This is a genomic window from Pseudoalteromonas sp. T1lg21, from assembly GCF_002964625.1.
GTDB classification, from domain to species: Bacteria; Pseudomonadota; Gammaproteobacteria; order Enterobacterales; family Alteromonadaceae; genus Pseudoalteromonas; species Pseudoalteromonas gelatinilytica.
This window is the reverse complement of sequence record NZ_PQBX01000060.1, coordinates 17465-39108: the sequence shown is the minus strand read 5'-3', so window position 1 is coordinate 39108 and position 21644 is coordinate 17465. Positions and strand designations below refer to the sequence as shown.

17 protein-coding genes and 1 pseudogene are annotated in these 21644 nt (G+C 41.3%); 11 read left to right on the top strand and 7 right to left on the bottom strand.

The window, feature by feature from the left end; translation table 11 throughout:
* Entirely contained in the window at window positions 1-1092 is a 1092-nt protein-coding gene (locus C2M25_RS14050; protein ID WP_234003583.1) for an efflux RND transporter periplasmic adaptor subunit, read from the bottom strand.
* Window positions 1093-1196: 104 nt separating this feature from the next.
* A complete protein-coding gene (erpA, locus tag C2M25_RS14045; RefSeq protein ID WP_036966451.1) occupies window positions 1197-1535 on the bottom strand; it encodes an iron-sulfur cluster insertion protein ErpA in 339 nt (112 codons plus the stop codon).
* Window positions 1536-1715: 180 nt separating this feature from the next.
* Between erpA and C2M25_RS14040 the strand changes: the two genes are divergently transcribed.
* The 7 genes and pseudogenes from C2M25_RS14040 to C2M25_RS14010 all read left to right on the top strand — a co-directional run bounded on the left by C2M25_RS14040 (window position 1716) and on the right by C2M25_RS14010 (window position 12159).
* The gene (locus tag C2M25_RS14040; RefSeq protein ID WP_105181389.1) at window positions 1716-4091 is read left to right on the top strand and encodes a diguanylate cyclase domain-containing protein; all 2376 of its coding nucleotides are present in this window, start codon (window positions 1716-1718) and stop codon (window positions 4089-4091) included.
* Window positions 4092-4162: 71 nt separating this feature from the next.
* On the top strand, window positions 4163-5494 hold the full coding sequence (locus C2M25_RS14035) for a transporter substrate-binding domain-containing protein (protein ID WP_105181388.1): 1332 nt from the start codon (window positions 4163-4165) through the stop codon (window positions 5492-5494).
* Between the two features lie 99 nt (window positions 5495-5593).
* Window positions 5594-7275: pseudogene (locus C2M25_RS14030) on the top strand (chloride channel protein).
* A 20-nt stretch (window positions 7276-7295) separates the two neighbouring features.
* Window positions 7296-7730, top strand: coding sequence for a CopD family protein (locus C2M25_RS14025; RefSeq protein ID WP_063706273.1), 435 nt, complete (start codon window positions 7296-7298; stop codon window positions 7728-7730).
* Window positions 7731-7834: 104 nt separating this feature from the next.
* The gene (locus C2M25_RS14020; protein ID WP_063706271.1) at window positions 7835-8851 is read left to right on the top strand and encodes an aspartate carbamoyltransferase; all 1017 of its coding nucleotides are present in this window, start codon (window positions 7835-7837) and stop codon (window positions 8849-8851) included.
* Window positions 8852-8923: 72 nt separating this feature from the next.
* Window positions 8924-10204 (top strand): glutamate-1-semialdehyde 2,1-aminomutase, encoded by a 1281-nt coding sequence (gene hemL, locus C2M25_RS14015; protein ID WP_063706269.1) that lies wholly within the window; start codon window positions 8924-8926, stop codon window positions 10202-10204.
* Between the two features lie 299 nt (window positions 10205-10503).
* Window positions 10504-12159, top strand: a complete 1656-nt coding sequence (locus tag C2M25_RS14010) for a methyl-accepting chemotaxis protein (protein WP_158679728.1) — start codon at window positions 10504-10506, stop codon at window positions 12157-12159.
* Here the strand turns inward: C2M25_RS14010 and mrcB are convergent.
* The 5 genes from mrcB to C2M25_RS13985 form a co-directional block, all read right to left on the bottom strand.
* The gene (gene mrcB, locus C2M25_RS14005) at window positions 12143-14467 is read right to left on the bottom strand and encodes a penicillin-binding protein 1B (RefSeq protein ID WP_105181386.1); all 2325 of its coding nucleotides are present in this window, start codon (window positions 14465-14467) and stop codon (window positions 12143-12145) included. The two genes, C2M25_RS14010 and mrcB, sit on opposite strands and share 17 nt — an antisense overlap.
* Window positions 14468-14558: 91 nt before the next feature.
* Window positions 14559-14720, bottom strand: coding sequence for a YqaE/Pmp3 family membrane protein (locus C2M25_RS14000; protein WP_082401591.1), 162 nt, complete (start codon window positions 14718-14720; stop codon window positions 14559-14561).
* A gap of 160 nt (window positions 14721-14880) precedes the next feature.
* Entirely contained in the window at window positions 14881-16110 is a 1230-nt protein-coding gene (locus tag C2M25_RS13995) for an ammonium transporter (RefSeq protein WP_105181385.1), read from the bottom strand.
* A 9-nt stretch (window positions 16111-16119) separates the two neighbouring features.
* Entirely contained in the window at window positions 16120-16458 is a 339-nt protein-coding gene (locus C2M25_RS13990; RefSeq protein ID WP_054554260.1) for a P-II family nitrogen regulator, read from the bottom strand.
* A gap of 181 nt (window positions 16459-16639) precedes the next feature.
* Window positions 16640-17869, bottom strand: a complete 1230-nt coding sequence (locus C2M25_RS13985; protein WP_063706258.1) for a diguanylate cyclase — start codon at window positions 17867-17869, stop codon at window positions 16640-16642.
* A 244-nt stretch (window positions 17870-18113) separates the two neighbouring features.
* On the opposite strand from C2M25_RS13985, the gene C2M25_RS13980 reads away from it, so the two are divergent.
* From C2M25_RS13980 to rpiA, 4 genes are all read left to right on the top strand, one after another.
* Window positions 18114-19631, top strand: a complete 1518-nt coding sequence (locus tag C2M25_RS13980; protein WP_105181384.1) for a S10 family peptidase — start codon at window positions 18114-18116, stop codon at window positions 19629-19631.
* Between the two features lie 117 nt (window positions 19632-19748).
* A complete protein-coding gene (locus tag C2M25_RS13975) occupies window positions 19749-20315 on the top strand; it encodes a hypothetical protein (protein WP_105181383.1) in 567 nt (188 codons plus the stop codon).
* 13 nt (window positions 20316-20328) lie between these two features.
* Complete coding sequence (locus C2M25_RS13970; protein ID WP_105181382.1) at window positions 20329-20925, top strand: 5-formyltetrahydrofolate cyclo-ligase; 597 nt, start codon at window positions 20329-20331, stop codon at window positions 20923-20925.
* A 54-nt stretch (window positions 20926-20979) separates the two neighbouring features.
* The gene (gene rpiA, locus C2M25_RS13965; RefSeq protein ID WP_105181381.1) at window positions 20980-21633 is read left to right on the top strand and encodes a ribose-5-phosphate isomerase RpiA; all 654 of its coding nucleotides are present in this window, start codon (window positions 20980-20982) and stop codon (window positions 21631-21633) included.
* Window positions 21634-21644 lie beyond the last annotated feature (11 nt).

The window sequence follows — 21644 nt, the reverse complement described above, 5'->3', positions numbered from 1 at the left end:
CTAGTTGCTCGTAGCTTCAGTAAATACAGGCTCTACTTTATCACCGGCACGCACAAAGCCTTGACCGAGGGTAATAACATTCGCTTTCTCACCTAAGCCCCAAAGCCAAACGCCCTGCTCTGTGGTTTTTGCAAGACTTACTGATTTAAACTCAACAATATTGTCGTCATTAACGACTTTTACCCCGATATTCCCTTGTTCGTCTAGCGCCATAAAAGCCGGGCTTAATAACATGGCAGGTTCAGTTGGCAACTCAATATTAAGCTGAGTAGAAAAGCCTGCTTTATATTTCATACCTGGGTTTTCAAATGCCGCTTCAATACGAAATGTATTCGTGCTGTCATCCGCAACAGATGCAATGTAACGAATTCGACCCGGATAGGTTTTGTCATTTAAAACATGAGCAAAAGTAGCCTGTCCAACTTCTAAGCCTTGTACTTCTTTTTGAGTAGCATCGGCTCTGACAATTAACGGGTCTAAATCAGCAAGCTGTAAAATAGGGTCGCCTATGCCAACATAATCACCAATTTCGACTAAACGTTTGTTGATAACGCCATCAAAAGCAGCACGCACCTCTGTACGCTCTAGTTTTAATTCAAGGCTTACCAAGGTTGCTTTTGCTTGTTGCAACATTGCTTGTGCTTGCATGGTCAATACTTTGTTTTGTAAACCTTGCTGATTAAGTTTAAGCGCGCCTTCGTATTCAGTTTGATACTGTGCCACTAAGGCTTCTGCTGATGTGATTTGAGCGGCTAAATCTGATTTATCGAGGCGTAAAATAACCTGTTCTTGTTTAACAAACTGACCTTCTTCAACCAATATTTCGAGTACTTGTCCTGCTTGCCTAGCGCTAATATTCGCTATTTTGTCAGGCTCTGATTTACCATAAAAGGTCAGGTTTTTATTAATATTCTCAGCAACCAACGGCATCACTTGCACTTTCGGCAATCGCTCTTGGGCATGCTCATCACTTTGCTGTGCTTTTTGATCTGCTTTGCTATCCCCAGATAGCATCCACAGTACAATCACCAAAACAATGGCAATGGCTAAAATATAAGGTTTTTTTTCTATTGTTTTAATTATATTTGGCAACGCAAAATTCCTTCTGATAATGCGTAAAATTTAGCAAAGGCGGGATGTTATGGGAAGTTAAAGCAATAAAAAAGCCACATTAAGTGGCTTTCATAAATAATTCATTAAACGCTGAAGCTGGCTCCGCAACCACAGGTTGTTGTTGCGTTAGGGTTATTAACAAAAAAGCGTGCGCCTTCGAGCCCTTCAGTATAGTCAACGGTACCATCGACCAAGTACTGAATACTCATAGGGTCAACAACGAGCGTTACACCATTTTTAACAATTTCTAAATCGCCAGGGTTAGCTTTTTCATCAAAAGTAAAACCATATTGGAAACCTGAGCAACCACCACCTGTTACATAAACACGTAGTTTAAGATCTGGATTCTCTTCTTCTTCGATTAACTGTTTAACTCGAACAGCTGCTGCATCGCTGAACTTGATTGGTAACTCATCTGACATACCAAAACCCTCAAAACCTATAATGGTTGCAATTATCTAATACCCGAGTGTTTTAATCAAGTATCGACAACGAGTCAACTCAATTATAAACAAGCGAACTGGATAACCCATTTGCCTTGGACTAAAGTTAATTTGTACTACATTTAGACTGGCGTGATTTTGCACTGAGGGAAGATAATTGTGATAGAGCATTTCAGGCTGCATTTTATAACTGATCAATTAAGCAGTGCGCAGGTCATTCCGGCTGAATACGATTTACTCCTTGTGTTTGCTTCTATTCTTACAGCCGTATTTGCTTCGTATATTTCTTTTTTATTATCAGCTCGAATCAAACACTCCTATCTAAAAAATGAAAGTCAGATCTGGACCATCATGGCGTCGTGTTTTTTAGGTATAGGTATTTGGGGTATGCATTTTGTTGGCATGCTTGCCTACAACTTACCCATCCCGATTGAATACAACATTAGCATTACCTTGATATCAATTTTGCCAAGTGTCTTTGCCAGTTACATCGTCCTATCACCAGCACTACAAACCGACAAAGGGCTACTTTTTAGAAGTGTGCTAATGGGCGCTGGCATTGGCTCGATGCACTTTGTTGGCATGATGGCGATGGTTATGCCTGCCAATATGGCTTATGAGCCTTGGTTATTCTCGTTATCGATTATAGTAGCGGTTGTGTTGTCAGGCCTTGCATTAAAAATTAACGAACTAAGACTTACCAAAGGGGTTCATCAAACACGGATGAATCTAGTTGTTGCCTTGGTAATGGGCAGTGCAATTTCAGGAATGCATTACATCGGTATGATTTCGATGTCGGTTTTTGAAACTGAATACACCACCTATGTTACAACTCACGACTACTCGACGTTAGCACAACTTATTATCATTATACTGGTGGCATTAAGCCTGTTTGTATTGGGTGTTGTTGAGCTCAGAGCAAGGAGCTTATTATCAGCGAAATTAAAAGCTGTACTAAATACCGTACAAGATGTGGTTATTAGCTTTAATAATGAAGGAAAAATTGAATTTGCAAACCCCGCTGCAATCCATGTATTTGGTTATCAGCCGCATGATTTAATAGGCAAGCATATTCGTACCCTGATCCCTGAAAAATCGTTAGAACTGGATGAGATTCTTCGAGACTCACAGCTTAGCAAAAGGACGGCAGGAAAAAGTAGCAGTCGACTCTTAAAAGGACAACGATCGAATAAAAAACGATTTCCTATTACGTTAACTATCAGCTCTATTGGTAAAAAAGAGTCAGGACCTTATGTGGCGACGATAAAAGATTTGTCTGATATTCGAAACCAAGAGGCCTTCACGCAAACCATTTTCGATAATTTACCCATCATGTTGTTTGTTAAAGATGCTGAGCATTTAACATTTAGCCATGTCAACAAAGCCGGCGAACAATTACTTGGCAAAAATAAAGACCAACTTATTGGGCTCAATGACTTTGATATTTTCAGTAATGAGCAAGCAGTGAGCTTCGTGCAAACTGACCGCGATGTATTGAAAAGTGATGAGACCCTTACTATAGAGGAAAAGCCAGTTACTATTGATGGCAATACCCATTACTTAAGAACACGAAAACTCACCATTAAAGACAGTAATGGTAAAGCGCAGTATTTATTGGACGTTTCTGAAGATGTCACTGAACTAAAACAAGCTAAAACCGAGCTTGAAAACTTACACCAACGCATGGCCATGGCCGCTGATGCGGCCCATATTGGTATTTGGGAGTGGAACTTTGAAACCAATGAACTGATTTGGGATGACTGGATGCACACCTTATTTGAAATCCCAAAATCAGAATTTAAAGGGGACTATTCAGCTTGGGCAAATAGCTTGCACCCAGATGAATATGAAGACGTGACAAACAAGCTAAAACTCGCAATTTTAAATGGCGAAGAGTTTCATGCTGAGTTTCAAATTGTTTTACCTTCTGGCAAAACTCGCTATATCAACGCCGATGGACGAATATACGGCAACCGTATGATTGGCGTTAATTTCGATATCACGAAACGTGTTATGGCAGAGAAAAAAATTAGGCAATTAGCGCAAACAGATCACCTAACAGGTTTAGCGAATCGCAGTGCCCTTGAGCGATTTATCAAGCAAGAATTTGCGCGGGTGGAACGAACAGGCTCTAAAGTTGGCTGCCTGTATTTTGACCTTGATAAATTTAAGCCAATTAACGATACCCACGGTCATGCGATTGGAGATAAAGTACTGATAGAAGTTGCTAAACGTCTGCAAGACACCGCTCGCAAGACCGACTGCGTTGCACGCATTGGTGGTGATGAGTTCGTGGTTATTGTGACTGACATAGAGAACCAAGTACAAATAAACCGTGCACTATCACGTTTGATCTGCGCAATTAAGGCGCCGATAAAATCAGAGTGTGGTGACTTGCTCGTTGAGGCAAGTGTTGGTTTTGCCCTTTACCCCGACGATGCCCAATCATTTGATGAGTTGCTAAGCATGGCCGATAAACGTATGTATGACCAAAAACATCACTGCTTTAGCTGTAATGTTATTAGCTGTAAATAAGCAAAGAAAAAATGCTATTAAGTTTAAATTAGACGTATACTTATTAAACAATTAATGATAATTCTGTTTCCATGCTTACTCGAATTTTTCCTCTTATCGTACTTGTTTTCAGCTCATTTGCAGCTGCCAATGCTACGTACCAAGAAACATGGAAAATTACCTCTTTAGAAGCCCCTCCTTATGCAAGTAGTACAATGGCAAATGGCGGCGATGCCATTGCATTATTAAGAGATACGCTTGCTAAAAAATCGATAAACCTTGAGGTTGAATATTTACCTTGGCAAGATGCAATAAAAAAAGCCCAGTTAACTGGCTACCTAGGCTATTACCCTGCTTGGCCCTCTGAAATGATGCCCGGATTTGTTGCCTCACCCACTATTTTAAATTCTCAATTAGCCGTCATTACCACCCAATCTAACCCACAAGATTTTGAAAATATTGAGCAGCTTTTTAGTGAAAATAAAGTCGGCGTTGTTGAGCCTTATATCTATCCAGATGTGGTTGAAAAAGTGATTCAATCCTATGCAGGTAGCATAGTACAAACAGCAAACGATGAAGAACTATTTCACTTGATGCAAACTAAGCAGATTAATTTTGCGATTACTGCACCAAAAGTACTTAACTATTTTGCTGAGCAGCAAAACCTACCAGAGCCCAAAATAGTGAGTCAATTTACCGACTTCCCATTAGTGATTGGCATACGTAATGACGATGAAAACAAAGCTAAAATTGCCTTACTGAATGATTTATTTGCCGCTAAACAACCTTTAGTGCAAAACTACTCTCGACCAAATAAGTTGTTACTAACCTATATAGACATACCGCGAATAGCCCCTTTTAAAGCGTTTATTGAACAGGTTTATAATGATTTAAATATCAAAACTAAAATGCAAGCAACGCCATCCCGCAGAGGTGTGTTATTACTTAATGCAGGCATTGTTGATGGCGATATCGTGCGTTCAAAAAGCAACCTTAAAAAGTTCGAGAATGTTATTGTCGTAGAACCAAGCCTTGGTATTATCAACTTGGTGCTCCTATGTAGAAAATCGCTGCCATGCGATCGGGATAACTTATACGACCCTCGCAATCGGGTTATGAGTTCGATTGGTGATGTCGAAGTCCTCAACGAATTTGATATAAAAGCTGAGATCATGCACAACGAAGATTTAAGTCACACGCTTACCATGCTAAAAAAAGGCCGTGTTGATTACGCTCTTTATCCTGCGCTCAATAATGATATCAATACCTATAAAAAAGACTTCTCTGTGGTTGTATTAAGGCAAATGGCTGTTAATACCATTATTCATAAAAAACACGCCCCGCTTGTAGATGAATTATCCAACGCCATTCGTGCTCGCTTACCTGAATTAACACAGCAAATTAATCAACACGGCACAGATTAGCTATATTTACCCAAAAAGCGGATAAAATTATAAAATCCCAACGACTTAGTGAATTTGGTTTGCTAAACTGCGGCTCAAAAGTGCTGTGAGGAAATATGCATGTGGCTTGAGAGACTGAGACGTCGCCTAGCAAAGCCTAAAACATCTGTGCAATTGTGCTTACTTGGTGTAAGTGCAGGACTAATTGCGGCAGTGTTAATCATATTCTTCCGCCTTACCATCATGTTTTTTCAAAGCTTATTTTTAGATAAGCCTGATGACTTCACAACATTACCGACCTTTGAGCGAATATTACTTCCAGTTGGTGCAGCGCTGTTAATTGCCTTATTTGCGGCGCTTACAGGATTTAAACATTATCGTTTGGGTATTCCGTTTGTAATCCACCGCATTAAAAAACACTATGGCCATATGCCGCTTTACAACACGGTAAACCAATTTGTCGGTGGTGCATTAGCCCTTATTAGTGGTTTTTCGGTCGGTCGAGAAGGCCCATCAGTACACATGGGTGCAACAGGTGCCAGTTTATTGGCCGATAAGTTACATCTTCCACACAATGCCATGCGTACCCTCACTGGATGCGGTGTAGCAGCCGGGATTGCGGCTTCATTTAACACCCCACTTGCTGCCGTTATTTTTGTAATGGAGGTAGTGCTCAGGGAATATAAAGTGCATATTTTCGTGCCCATTATGCTCGCTGCGGTTACCGGTGCATTAGCAACTCAATTTGTATTTGGTGATGCTTCAGAGCTTGCCCTTATAACCATGAATCCATTGAGTGGCTGGCATTACCCATTTTTAATCATATTTGGTATGGCACTTGGTGCTGTTGCTTATGCATTTAACCAAAACTTGATGTTATAATCCGCACCTTTAAACCGCTAAGTATGTTCCCTCGTCTATTGCTGGCAGGTTTAATCGCGGGCTTAATTGCTTATATGGTTCCCCATGCGATGGGCTCGGGTATGAGCGCTATCACTATTGCCATTGAATCACCAGATGATGTGCAGTTTTTAACAACCATTTTGATTGCCAAATTACTCGCCACCTTATTTGCTATTGGCTTGGGTATCCCTGGCGGGATTATCGGCCCAGTCATTGGGCTTGGGGTATTAATGGGCACCTTAATGGCCTTTTTCGCGCAGTTTATTAGTCCGGGCGTTGATATCACAGGGACTTATAGCATGCTTGGCATGGCGGGATTATTGGCTGCCACATTGCACGCACCACTAGCAGCACTCACTACGGTTATGGAGTTAACCTCAAGCCCAGAGATTATTGTGCCAGCCATGTTGGTGATTTCAACGGCTTATGTCACGGCGTTGCAGTTTTTTGGTAACCGCTCTATTTTTATGCAACAACTCGATTTCCAAGGGCTTGAATATCAAATATCCCCTGCCACAGAAGCCTTACAAAAGGTAGGTGTGATGGATGAAATGGATGAACAGTTCAAACTACTCTACAGTGACGACAAACAACAAATCAAAGAATCGCTCGATGCCCTTGATAGCCAAACACCGCTTATTGTCCATGACGAAGAAAATGGCTATCGCCTTGCAGAATATGATTTAAGTTTGATGTCTGACCAAAACAGTAACATCAAATATGTCAGCCTTGCCGGTCTTAGCAGCCAGGCGACTTTAGCCGATGCTTTTGATTTACTTAAAGATAAACGCAGCGGTGCGGTGTATATTTACAACCTGCTTGATAACCAACAAATTATGGGTCTTTTGCGTTGGGACCAAATCAGACATATCCTTACCATACGCAACAGCTTGTTATAACAATTAAAATGGATGCTTAAATGACTGCGCTATTAGTTTATAAAACCTTCCACGTATTTTTTATGATTGCTTGGTTTGCCGGTATTTTTTACCTGCCACGACTGTTTGTTTACCACGCGATGAGCGAAGAAAAAGCCTGTAACTCAATGCTAAAAGTAATGGAGCGCCGTTTACTGTATTTTGTCACCCCGTTTGCCGTTTTAACACTGGTGTTTGGCGTTTTAACTATTGTTGAATATGGCCGTGATTGGTTTAGATACAGTATGTGGCTGCACTACAAACTCGTATTAGTAATTATTCTTTATATCTATCATGGCTACTGCTTTAAATTACTGGCTGATTTTAAGCATGATCGCAATAAACGCAGCGATCGTTTTTACCGTATTTTTAATGAAGTTCCGGTACTCATCCTTTTAGCTATAGTGGCACTGGCAATTATTAAACCTAACTTATAATTTGCTGCTGTGTACGCTAAAAATTTGCTATAGTACTGCGCAAATTTATGCGGCCTCCCATACCGAGTGCCAGCGCCCTATAAATGTGATTAGGAACAAACCCCATGCTAAGTTTCCAAGGTGAAAATATCCTGTCGGTCAATCAGCTTGATCGAGATTGTATTGAACGTATTTTTGCAGTTGCTAAGAAAATGGAGCCTTATGCTAAAAAGCAAAAGCGCACCAATGTTTTAGAGGGCGCAATTTTAGCGAACTTGTTCTTTGAACCAAGCACGCGTACTCGCGTAAGTTTTGGTACGGCATTTAACTTACTAGGTGGTTTAGTCCGCGAAACAACAGGCATGCAAAGCTCAGCGCTTGCAAAAGGTGAGTCTTTGTATGACACCGCTCGCGTTATCTCAGCGTATGCAGATGCAGTCGCAATGCGCCACCCTGACGCAGGCTCTGTTGCTGAGTTTGCCACCGGGTGTGACGTGCCAGTGATTAATGGCGGTGACGGCCCGAATGAGCACCCAACTCAAGCCTTACTTGACTTATTAACGATTGAACGTGAACTTGGCCGTTTCAACCAAGGTATCGACGGTATGCATATTGCCCTAGTGGGTGATTTAAAATATGGCCGTACTGTGCACTCTTTATCTAAATTACTGTGTCATTATAAAGACGTTAAATTCTCTATGGTGGCACCTGATGGCTTACAAATGCCAGACTACATTTTAGATGCCGTTGATAACGCAGGCCATAAAATTCAAGTTGTTGATAAAATGGAAGGCAATTTGGCGGCCGATATTGTGTATCAAACCCGTATCCAAGAAGAGCGCTTCCCTTCACAAGAAGAAGCTAACAAATACCGTGGTGGTTTCCGTATCAGTCAGGCTATTTACAACGCACACTGTAAGCCAAACTCTGTATTGATGCACCCACTCCCTCGTGACAGCCGTTTAGAGGCAAACGAGCTTGATAACGATTTAAATAGCAACGACAACCTAGCAATTTTCCGCCAAGTACAAAATGGCGTGTTAATTCGCATGGCGTTGTTTGCTCTAACCTTAGATGTTGCTGACAAAGTTGAGCAATATGAAGTCGACGTGCCTTGGTTTAGCCGTAAACGTAATAGCTAACTTGCTTCGTTTGGGGCTCGTTGAGCCCTCGCAAACCAACTCATTTAACGTGACAACCTAATAGGACTATTCATGACAATTAGCCAAGATCTTTTTAATCGCGCGCAAGAATCAATCCCAGGCGGTGTTAACTCACCAGTTCGTGCCTTCAATGGCGTTGGCGGTACTCCTTTATTCATCACTAAAGCAGAAGGCCCTTTTACCTTTGATGCTGATGGTAACCGTTATATCGATTACGTTGGTTCATGGGGACCAATGATCATGGGTCATAACCACCCTGCCATTAAACAAGCGGTATTAGAAGCCGTTGAAAATGGCCTAAGCTATGGTGCGCCAACCGAAACTGAAATCTTAATGGCCGAAAAAGTAAAAGAGCTAGTACCATCTATCGAAAAAGTTCGTATGGTAAGCTCAGGGACTGAAGCTACAATGAGTGCGATTCGCTTAGCACGTGGTTTCACTGGCCGTGACAAAATCTTAAAGTTTGAAGGCTGTTACCACGGTCATGCTGACTCACTACTAGTAAAAGCAGGCTCAGGCGCACTGACTATGGGTGTACCTAACTCACCAGGTATTCCTGAAGATTTTGCTAAGCACACCTTAACTGTGTCGTTTAACAACCTTGATGAAGTAAAAGCAATTTTTGCAAAATACGCTGACGAAATCGCTTGTATCATCGTTGAGCCAGTTGCTGGCAACATGAACTGTATTCCACCTGTACCAGGCTTCTTAGAAGGTCTGCGTGAGGTGTGTGATGAATACAAATCTGTGCTTATTTTTGATGAAGTAATGACAGGTTTCCGTGTTGCCTTAGGTGGCGCACAAGCTTACTACAACATCAAACCAGACCTAACGTGTTTAGGTAAAGTAATCGGTGGCGGTATGCCAGTGGGTGCATTTGGCGGTAAGAAAGAAATCATGGATTTCATCGCACCTGTTGGCCCTGTTTATCAAGCGGGTACATTATCAGGCAACCCAATTGCCATGGCAGCAGGCTTAAAGTCACTTGAGCTATTATGTGCTGAAGGTTTACACGATGAACTAGAAGCTAAAAGTAAAGCAATTTGTGAAGGCTTTGAAGCCGCTGCGAAAAAAGCAGGCATTGCACTTACAACAAACTATGCAGGTGGTATGTACGGCTTCTTCTTTACTGATAAAGAAAAAGTAACTAGCTACCAACAAGCGACTGAGTGTGATTTAGAGCGCTTCAAAAAGTTCTTCCACTTAATGCTTGAAGAAGGAGTTTACCTAGCTCCTTCAGCGTTTGAAGCTGGCTTTGTGTGCGCTGAACACTCTGAAAAAGAGATCAACGACACCATTGCAGCTGCAGAGCGCGCATTCGCGAAGCTTTAATCCATTTATTTTTGAACAAAGCCCTCACATGAAAGTGTGAGGGCTTTTTTTATTTGAATGAAAAATTCCTATTTATCGGTCTATCTAGTTTCGACTGACAATGTTTCGAGGCAACTGTGAATAGGCTAATTACACCTGCTGTTAATTTAATGGCGCAACTTAAGTACAAACACAAAATAACTTTACTATTTAGTTTATTGGTTTTCCCACTTTGTCTTAGCTTGTTTTTCTTAATAAGCCTTTTAAATCAAAATATTAAAATTTCACAACAACAGTACAAAGGAATTACGAGTTACCGTTTGCTGTTAACACATGTTGTCGATAACAATCAACAAGCAATGCAGAGCTCAGCGCAGCAACTTGGGTATTTAAAAAATGCTAACAATACTGGCAATATTCTGGAGCAAGTATCAATTGAGTCACAATTAGCAGTCAGTCAAAATTTAGCAATCAATTATTTAAATCGCACCCTTGTCACTCACTTACCTGACATAATCTATCACCTGAATGAAACCTATCAGAGCACTGATCAAGTACTAAAACAGGGCCAGTTCACACCTGCAAGTTTTATTACTTTATCCAATCAAATTAAAGCGCTACCGCAACTATCATCGCAATTCAAAGATGCGTTCACGATTGCAATTGAACAAGATAGTAACTTAAAAGAGCAGCTTTCCCCTGCTACAGAGGCTCTCATTGAAAACATAACTCAGTTCTCACAACAGCTAACTCAAAAGCTGCTCGAGCCAGACACGATTGAATTGAGCCAAGCACAATTTTTGAGTTTAAAAACCAGCTTAAAAGAAAGTATTGAGCGCTATATAGCAACCACTGAACCCACTCTTATGCGCATCATCAGCGACAAGTTAAGCCAGCAGCAATTCATACTGTATCTAGTTATTGCAGCTGCTCTTTTGTCTTTGATGATTGCCAGTTACTTGATGCTTGGTTTTTATCGGCTCGTTGTTGATACATTAGATCTGTTTTCTAAAACGGCTAACCGCGCAGCACGGGGCGATATATCAGCACGCTTAAACGTAACAGGAAAAGATGAACTAACCACAATTGGTAAAGAATTTAATCATGTACTGGCATCATTTACTTTAATGGTGAATGAAGTTAGACACACAACAAATAGTGTCATAGCAACAACGAATAGCGTTACGAATCATTCTGAAAAAACGAATCAAGATGTACAAGTACAACAGCAAAGAGTTACCACGATTAGCCAATCGTTATCTGATATGAATCAAGCAGCAGAGCATGTTGAAGTGTCAGCATCACAAGCCATTGAGTTAGCCTCGTCAGCCGCTAAGCAAGTGCAAAAAGGGGCAGATGAAAGTGCACACTTAGCCACACATATGAGTCTTTTACAGCAAGAGTTTAACGAGGGTCTTGCCGCTTTAGCTTTACTAGCGAAAGATAGCCAAGCGATTAGCAGCGTGAGTAATGGTATTAATGAAATTGCCGAGCAAACTAACCTACTTGCATTGAATGCAGCTATTGAAGCAGCCAGAGCCGGTGAGCAAGGCCGTGGCTTTGCCGTAGTCGCAGATGAGGTAAGAACACTTGCAAAACGCACTCAGCAGCAAACTCATGAGATCCATCAAATAATTAATTCGCTACAGGGGGCAACAAAACTCACCCAAGATAAAATGCAAGCAAGTGTACAGAAGATGGAGCAAGGTTCACAAAGCGCCGAGCACACTAAAGATAACTTATTAGCTGTCGCAGCATCAATATCTGATATTGGCATGCAAGGAAAACAAATTGCAGTGCAAGTCAGCCAGCAAGGCACTGCCATTCAAAACGCTTTACACCACGCTGAAGATGTCAGAGATCTTGCCAAAGATACTGAGAAAAGTGCACTAATGGCAATGGATAGCGTACAAAATTTAGCTCAACTTTGTGTTGAGCTAAATAATTCAATGGCCAAGTTTAACGCTGACAATTAGGTCTAGGCTCAAACTCGCTTGCACGAATGGGGAGCTGCACCACTTTGCCACAACCCGGAGGCGCTTGCAGGCCGGTTTCTTCATTAATGAATGCCCAACGAATAGAAGCCGGACGAGTATCTGCTATGGCTTCAGGGTTGAGTGGTTTAAGGTAACGAATGTAAGCTTCTAGTGCGCCAACACTGCCAGTTAAACCTGTGCTCTTGTTATCGTCGCGGCCAATCCATGCAACGGTCACGGTGTTTTGGTCAAAACCGGCAAACCAGCTATCGCGTAATTCGTTACTAGTGCCTGTTTTACCAGCAAGCTGAATCGATGGGAAATGAGCATTTAGGCGTTTAGCCGTGCCATCTTTAGTCACGCGCTTCATTGCATACTTCGTCATGTAAATTGATGCATCATCAAAGCGTTTTTGTGAGCTGACATCATGCTTATAAAGCACTTTACCTACTGAGTCTGTAAGGGCTGAAATAGACGTTAATTCACGGTACTGACCATCTGCGGCAAGGGTTGTATAAAGCTGCGCTACTTCAAAGCTAGATAGCTCAAGTGCACCTAAAAGTAACGACGGGTATTGATCAATACGTCCTTCTACACCTAAACGCTTCAAGGTATCAGCGACTTTATCTACACCAACATCAAGACCCGTGTTAACCGCAGGAATATTAATACTGTTACTAAATGCTTTATAAAGAGGCATAGGGCCGCGGAACTGCTTGTCGAAGTTCTCAGGTTGCCACACTTTACCCTGCTCATTAGTCACTTGCAGCGGTGAGTCATCCACCAATGTGGCAACATTAAACTGACCACTTTCAAACGCAGTTAAATAAACCGCAGGCTTAACCAATGAGCCAATATTACGTTTGGTATCAAGCACACGGTTAAAACCAAAATAACGCACGTCACGGCCTGCAACTAACGCCGATACCCCACCCTTTTCAACGTTAACAGAGATCATCGCCGCCTCAAGTTCTTCGGTATTAGGGCGCTTTTCAAGGTATGGTAGGCTTGCTTCAACCGACTCTTCCATGGCCGTTTGCTTTTGTAAATCAAAATAGGTGAATACTCGAACCCCCGCATCCAACACTTGTTGATCGGGTAATAGACGTTTTAACTCACGGTCAACAAGCTCTAAGTAACCAGGATATGACTTTTGCAGGCTGTCTTTCATTGGTGCAATATCAATAGGGCGCTTTAATGCTGCGCGATATTCACGGGTATCAATTAGCTTATTTTCAACCATTAAACGTAGTACTAGATCACGGCGTTCCATTGCACGTTCACTATAACGACGCGGGTTGTAATATGAAGGACCTTTAACCATAGCCACTAATAGCGCAATTTGGTCGTATTCAAGCTCATCCACAGGCTTTGAAAAATAAAACTCAGCGGCAAGACCCATACCGTGAACACCTTGATTGTAAGACTGACCCAAATACACTTCATTCAGATAGGCTTCTAAAATTTCATCTTTGCTGTAGCGGTAATCTAATATCAAGGCGATAAGCGCTTCATTAAACTTACGCACCAGTGAACGCTCACGGGTAAGGTATATATTCTTTGCTAATTGCTGGGTTAATGTACTGCCCCCTTGCACTGTACGTCCGGCTTTAATATTACTGTATAAAGCACGCATAATTGACCACACAGATACACCATGGTGTTGATAGAAATTACGATCTTCAACCACCAGTAACGTATCCTTTAGCATCGGCGGAAATTTATCAAGCGGCACAAACTCGCGGTCTTGCTTTGAGTCATTACCAATACGAGCTATTTGAACTGGCTCTAATCGAGCATTATTTAAACGACGGCCAAATTTATCTTTGATGGTTGCTAATTTCTGCCCTGAAAAACGCAGCTCAATAACGTGTGCATCTTCAAGGCCGTCATAAAACTCAAATTCACGACGGTACACTTTAATACTGTTAGCAGATTTAACATACTGACCTGTTCGGCTTAGCTTGTTTACAGATGAGTAATTTAAACGGTTTAGCTCCCAAATGACCTCTTGCTGAGATAAATACTGCCCAGGATAAAAGCTCATTGCACGGGCATATACTTGTGCGGGTAACTGCCATTTATTGCCTTCAAATTGACGAGTAATTTTTGCATCCAAATAAATAAGATACAGCACCATGGCAATAATGACTGCCAACGTTAATTTCCAAAAAATTGACCAAAGTTTTCGTAGCACACCCGCTTTCGCTGGTGCTTGCGATGAGCTTGAACGTTTAGCGGTAGTATTTTTTGACGACGCCTTCGGTTTACTAGACGACTTTTTTGCAGGAGTTTTTTTATCAGCCATTGAGTTCGCTATAGGTCAGTTAATTTTACAGGATTACACCGTGAATAGCGTAATGTTAACACCTGTAAAATTAACAGTCACTTAAACTCGTTTAGCGTGTACACAACCAGAGGGAGTGGATCACAGCAGGTATAAAGAAGATAAAGCATAGAATAATGTTAATCACTAAGTCTTTACCCGCACCCGCTTTTAAAAATACCGCAACAGGCGGTAAAAACAGCGAAATTATTATAAGCAAGAGTTTGTTATCCATCGTTTTTCCTTGTTAGTTTGGAATATTAAGCATAGTCAACAAATAGCTATTTCGCCTATCAGAAAAGGCTTATTTAAATGCAAAAAAGCCCTACCTAAGTAGAGCTTTGATTTGAACACACAATGATATTGTTGTGTGCGTGCAATTGCACGCACTGAGATTAGTTACTGCGAACTGATACAAACTCTGGGTAAGCATCGATACCACAGTCATGTTGATCCATACCGTTTAATTCTTCTTCTTCGGTAACACGGATACCCATGGTATTTTTCAGGATTGCCCACACGATTGATGACGCGATGAACACAAATCCTAAGATACATACTAAGCCAATTAATTGATTAACGAAGGTTGCATCTGAGTTTGAAAGTGGCACTAACATGATACCTAATGCACCACATACACCGTGTACAGAGATAGCACCTACTGGGTCATCGATTTTTGCTTTATCAAGAGCAACGATGCTAAATACAACCAGAGAACCACCTAATAAACCAAGTAAACAAGCAAGTAATGGTGTTGGTGATGCTGGCTCTGCTGTAATTGTTACCAGACCTGCTAATGCACCATTAAGAACCATAGTTAAATCAGCCTTACCCCATAACACTTTACATACAAACAGTGCTGCAATTGCGCCACATGCTGCTGCTGCGTTAGTGTTTACGAAGATTTTACCTACTGCTGTTGCGTTTTCAGCGTCAGAAATTAATAGTTGAGAACCACCATTGAAACCAAACCACCCCATCCAAAGGATTAATGTACCTAGTGTTGCTAACGGTAAGTTAGAACCTGGAATTGGGTAAATTTCACCGTTTTTGCCGTATTTACCTTTACGAGCACCTAAGAATAGTACGCCCGCTAGCGCTGCTGCAGCACCTGCGCCGTGAACGATGGCAGAGCCTGCGAAGTCAACAAAGCCCATTGCTGAAAGGAAGCCTGCGCCCCATGTCCAGTAGCCTTCGATTGGGTAGATAAAACCCGTTAAGATAACGGTAAATACTAAGAATGCCCATAGTTTCATACGCTCAGCAACCGCACCAGATACGATTGACATAGCTGTCGCTACGAACACAACTTGGAAGAAGAAATCAGACTCTAAAGAGTGATTTGCATCAGCAGCTTGAGTGCCAATTAATGCACCAAATGATGGGATAAAACCACCTTCTGCGTTATCAACATACATGATGTTGTAACCCACTAATAAAAACATAGTGCAGGCGATAGAAAATAGTGCAACGTTTTTAGTTAGAATTTCTGTTGTATTTTTTGCACGAACTAAACCTGCTTCAAGCATAGCGAAACCAGCCGCCATCCACATTACTAAAACACCCGACATCAAAAAGTAAAATGTGTCGAGTGAGAACTTCAACTCTACGATAGTGTTTTCCATAATTCCCCCTTAAATTGCTTCTTCATCAAGTTCGCCAGTACGGATACGAACGATTTGGTCTAGGTCGTAAACAAAAATTTTGCCGTCACCAATTTTGCCTGTTGAAGCAATTTTTGTGATGGTTTCAACAACGCGTTGACAATTTTCGCTACGAGTTGCAATTTCAAGTTTGATCTTTGGAATAAAATCGACTTGGTATTCAGCTCCACGATATAGCTCAGTATGACCACGTTGACGGCCAAAGCCTTTAACGTCGACAACTGTCATCCCCTCAATGCCTAAATCAGCCAATGCTTCACGTACATCATCAAGTTTGAATGGCTTTATTATTGCACTAATCATTTTCATAGTGGCCCCCTTCGGACGCTTATTGTTATCCTGTTGGCTTATACAATCCAACCTTTGTGCCACTATTTTTTATTATTTATTTTCAATAAGTTAAAAAACAAATTTGGTTTTTGCACAAAAAAAATGCACCCTAATGGTGCATTTTTTTAACAATTAACCAGCGCTGGTGCAATTAGCACAACTATAGCTTTACTAAGCAGTTCCGATCTTGCTGTTTAGCTTGGTATAGCGCCTTATCAGCAATGCGCATTGCGGCTGTAAGCGATACTTTTTGGAATTGAGTCATACCAATACTCATGGTTAATGAGTAAGGCTCACCATTAATTGAAAAAGCATGACTCGCTAACTGCTCTCTGAAGGTATTGAGCCTTGATTCGGCCTTAGCTAAATCCATATTATGCAGTACCACAGCAAATTCTTCGCCGCCAATTCTCGCGATGGTGAAGTCATCAAATTTAGTCTTTAAAAATGAAGACACTTGTTTTAGTGCCTGATCACCGGCTTCGTGACCAAACTGGTCGTTCACATTTTTAAAGAAGTCGATATCAAGCAAAGCCAGTACGTTTTCTTGCTCAACATTTTTAAGCAGTTTTTCAGCGTATTGATAAAAATAGCGACGATTATGCAAGCCTGTTAAATGGTCGCGGTATGCGCTTTCTTTTATATCGGCTATTAAAGCAAGCTGCTCCATGGTTTGCATAACGCGGCAATGAAACTCTTCATTCATAAACGGCTTAGTTAAAAAGTCGTTTGCGCCGTATTTAATAAAGCGCGCCGATAACCCATGCTTACCAGCACCTGATAAGCCGATAATTGCTAAGTCATCACGGCCGCGGAAATTACGTACCGCTTTAACGAGCTCAAAACCATCCATCGTTGGCATAGCATAGTCAGTAAGTAATAGCTTGATTTCAGGGTCATCTTTAAGTATTTGGAGTGCTTGCTCACCATCTTGGGCATCACGCACATCAAATAATTGCTTTTCGAGCATTTGCTTCATTAAAGTGCGGCTTAGTACTGAGTCATCCGCTACCAGCGCTTTGCTACCATCGTTTCTAAGTAATTGTGCAACAAGTTTTATCGCATAATGGTAGGAGTCGCGGTTATCTTTAACGACATAATCAACCACTCCCAGCTCTAACATTTGCTGGCGGATGTATTCATCAATCTTTGATGTCAGAACAACGGTCGGGATGTTTTTTGATAAGGTGTATTTAGCTACTTCGCCGTTCATCGCATCAGGTAGCGTTAAATCGACTAAAGCCAAGGTGTAATCGTGCTCTGATATTAAAGAGACGCCCTCTTTTAAAGACCACGCAAAGTCGACAGCCACATCTAAATAGTGAGCAGCGAGGTGACGTAACACTTGCTGTACTACTTTACTGTCTTCAACTACTAATACTCTTTGCATTGCAACTTCTCTTTCTTAAGCACGTGTACACAGATTATAAACACGCTAAATATACGTCATTTTTTAATCCAGCTAAATAATTAAGCAAAATATCTTTGCTAAAAAAATGCACTTTTTTGTAATCCGCTCAGCATTTTCGGCTATTTTTCTGTTTAACGGCTAATATTGGTCACTAGTCTCATTAGTTTGTCATCGAGTTGGCTTTACTTTTTAATAGCTGCAATTCGAATAATAAGGAATCAACATGAAACTAGTTAGTTTTATTGGCTTGTCAGTGACAGCACTAACTCTGACCTTCAGCACACCAAGCTTTGCTGATAATGAACGTCGCATCGACGTAGACAGTAAAGTGGTTACTGAGCACAAAGCCCGCATTAATGGTGAACGCTTTTCATACACTGCAACCACTGGCACTCAACCAGTATGGGACGAGCAAGGCAATGCTGTCGCAACACTGCAATATACTTATTATACTCGCGATAAAGTAGACGACAGAACAAAACGTCCTCTTGTATTCTCGTTCAACGGCGGCCCTGGCTCTGCCTCTGTGTGGATGCACCTTGCTTATACTGGACCACGTGTATTAAAAATTGATGACGAGGGCTACCCAGTTCAACCTTATGGTGTAAAAGATAACCCTTATTCAATTTTAGATGTGGCTGATATCGTTTATATCAACCCTGTTAATACTGGTTACTCGCGCGTTCTTGAAAACGAGAAGGGTGAACTACCAAGTAAATCCGACCAGCAAAAAATGTTCTTTGGTGTTAACGCAGACATCAAATACTTAGCAGAGTGGCTAAATACCTTTGTTTCGCGCAACGAGCGCTGGCGCTCACCTAAGTTCTTAATTGGTGAGAGCTATGGTACGACTCGTGTTTCGGGTCTTGCTCACGAATTACAAAACCGTCAGTGGATGTATATCAATGGCGTTATTTTAGTATCACCAACTGAAATTGGTATTAAACGTGAGGGCCCTGTAGAAGCTGCAAACCGCTTACCTTACTTTGCGGCAACGGCTTGGTACCACAAAGCACTTAGCGCAGATTTACAAGCAAAAGACTTAGACGAGTTACTTCCTGAAGTTGAACAATTCACAGTGAATAAGTTCTTACCAGCGATTGCTAAAGGTGGTTTCTTACCTGCAGATGAAAAACAAGCCATCATCAAACAAGCAGCAAAATACGCGGGTTTATCTGAAAAGTTTGTTGAGCAAAACAACTTAGATATTCCAACAAACTTCTTCTGGAAAGAGCTATTACGTGAGCGAGGTCAAACGGTTGGTCGTTTAGATTCTCGTTACCTAGGTATCGACAAACGTGATGCAGGTGAGTCTCCTGATTACTGGGCTGAGCTTACGTCATGGTTACACTCATTCACGCCTGCAATTAACTATTACCTTCGTGAAGAGCTTAATTACAAAACAGATATCAAATATAACCTGTTCGGAAATGTGCACCCTTGGGATCGCACAGGCAACAATACTGGTGAAAACTTACGTTTAGCGATGGCACAAAACCCATACTTGAACGTGATGATCCAGTCTGGTTACTACGACGGTGCAACAAACTACTTTGATGCTAAATACACAATGTGGCAGTTAGACCCAAGTGGCAAAATGAAAGACCGCTTAAGCTTTAAAGGCTATCGCAGTGGTCACATGATGTATTTACGTCATGCAGATCTTGAGTCATCAAACAATGACTTACGTGATTTTATCCTTAAATCACTCCCAGCCGAAGGCAAAGCTGCTAAATACTAACCAGCGTATTTGCAAACCAAAATAGAAAAAGCCCGTTTTATACGGGCTTTTGTTTTTCCGCTAATCTTTTTGGGTATATACTCAAGTCATTGATTTAAGGATTTGGATAATCACCTAATGGCAGAAAAATTTCGTGTAATGTTTGCAGGGCTTGAGGCCGGTGTTGAGCAAGCACAAGCAACAGAGCAACTAGCCGCAAAACTAAAAACAACCACTGACAAAGTCGCTGCCCTGTTTGAGCACAAGCCATTATTTGCACCAAGCGAGCAAGACAAAGCGTTAAAGCAAGCTAAGTTATTAGCCAGTGTAGGTATTAAAGCCAAGCTCCAACCAATGAATCAAGCAGCCACCAGCACGCAATCAACAGATGCGGCAGCACAAACCAAAGAGCGTGAAGAACGCATTTTTGATGCGCTTGATTACATCACCAGTAGCCTTATTCGCCTAGAAGAAAAGCTAGATGACTTAGAGCAACGTTTACCTGAACTTGAGAATAACAGCGTTGTTGATAGCGACGATAGCTGGCAAGAAGATGACCTACTGCTTGAAGAAGAATTAACAGAGCCCGTTAAAAAGCGTTCAAACACCCTACTCTATTCGCTTATTGCGATGGTCATTGTGCTATTGATCATTTTAGGTGTGGTGGAACTTTTTCCTGAACTTTTCTCCTTTTTAGAAAGTTAATACTAATATTGACATGAGCAACACACGAGCAGAAATTAGACAATCCATTCGAAAAAAGCGCAATTCACTGACTGTAGAACAACAAAAAAATGCAGCAATTGCGCTGAAAATGAATTTTACTCAACACTTAAAATCACTAAAAACCACCAAAAATGCCCACATAGGCATTTATTTTAGCAATGACGGAGAATTAGACACCTCATTGTTAATTAAAGAATTATGGATGCAAGAGCAGCATTTATACTTGCCTATAATTCACCCCTTCAATGGCACAACTTTATACTTTCAGAGGTATGAAGAAAATTCACCCATGACTGCAAATCGCTATGGTATCTTGGAGCCCAAGTTAAATTGCAGTCAAATATGTCCTTTAGACAAGCTTGATATTTTACTTATGCCGTTAGTGGCATTTGATGATCAAGGTAACCGTTTAGGAATGGGCGGTGGGTTTTATGACAAAACGTTGGCTCGGTATTACCAAGAGAATTGGCAAAAACCAATTTTGATTGGCCTTGCCCATCAATGTCAGCATGTGCCGGCATTGCCGATTGAATCATGGGATGTACCGTTAAAACACATTATAACCCCAGAGAAAATCTACCAATGGTAAGCAAACTGTTTGTATACTATAGGCCTTCTCTGACAGCTAACTGAGCACATAATTATGACGCAAGATGAATTAAAAAAAGCCGCTGCCTGGGCAGCTCTCGAGTTTGTAAACAAAAATACCATTGTTGGTGTAGGCACAGGCTCTACAGTAAATCATTTTATTGATGCACTGGGTACTGTAAAAGACACCATTATTGGTGCGGTTTCAAGCTCTGAAGCTTCGACAGAAAAGTTAAAAGCACTGGGTATTGAAGTGTTTGAGCTAAACGAAGTATCAAGCCTTGATGTGTATGTTGATGGCGCAGACGAAATCAACCCACAAAATGAAATGATCAAAGGCGGTGGCGCTGCGCTAACTCGTGAAAAAATCGTTTCTGCAGTAGCAAAGCAATTTGTATGTATTGTTGATGAATCAAAAGAAGTTACAACATTAGGCGCATTTCCACTTCCTGTTGAAGTGATCCCAATGGCACGCAGCTATGTAGCGCGTGAACTTGTTAAACTTGGCGGTGACCCTGTTTACCGCGAAGGTGTTGTAACAGATAACGGTAACGTCATCTTAGACGTACATAATTTAGATATCAGCAATGCCAAAGAATTAGAGCTAACAATCAACCAGATTGTTGGTGTAGTAACAAACGGCTTATTTGCCCATCGCGGTGCAGATAAAGTCATTATCGGCACCAAAAATGGGCCGCAAATAAAGTAAATAGGAATGAG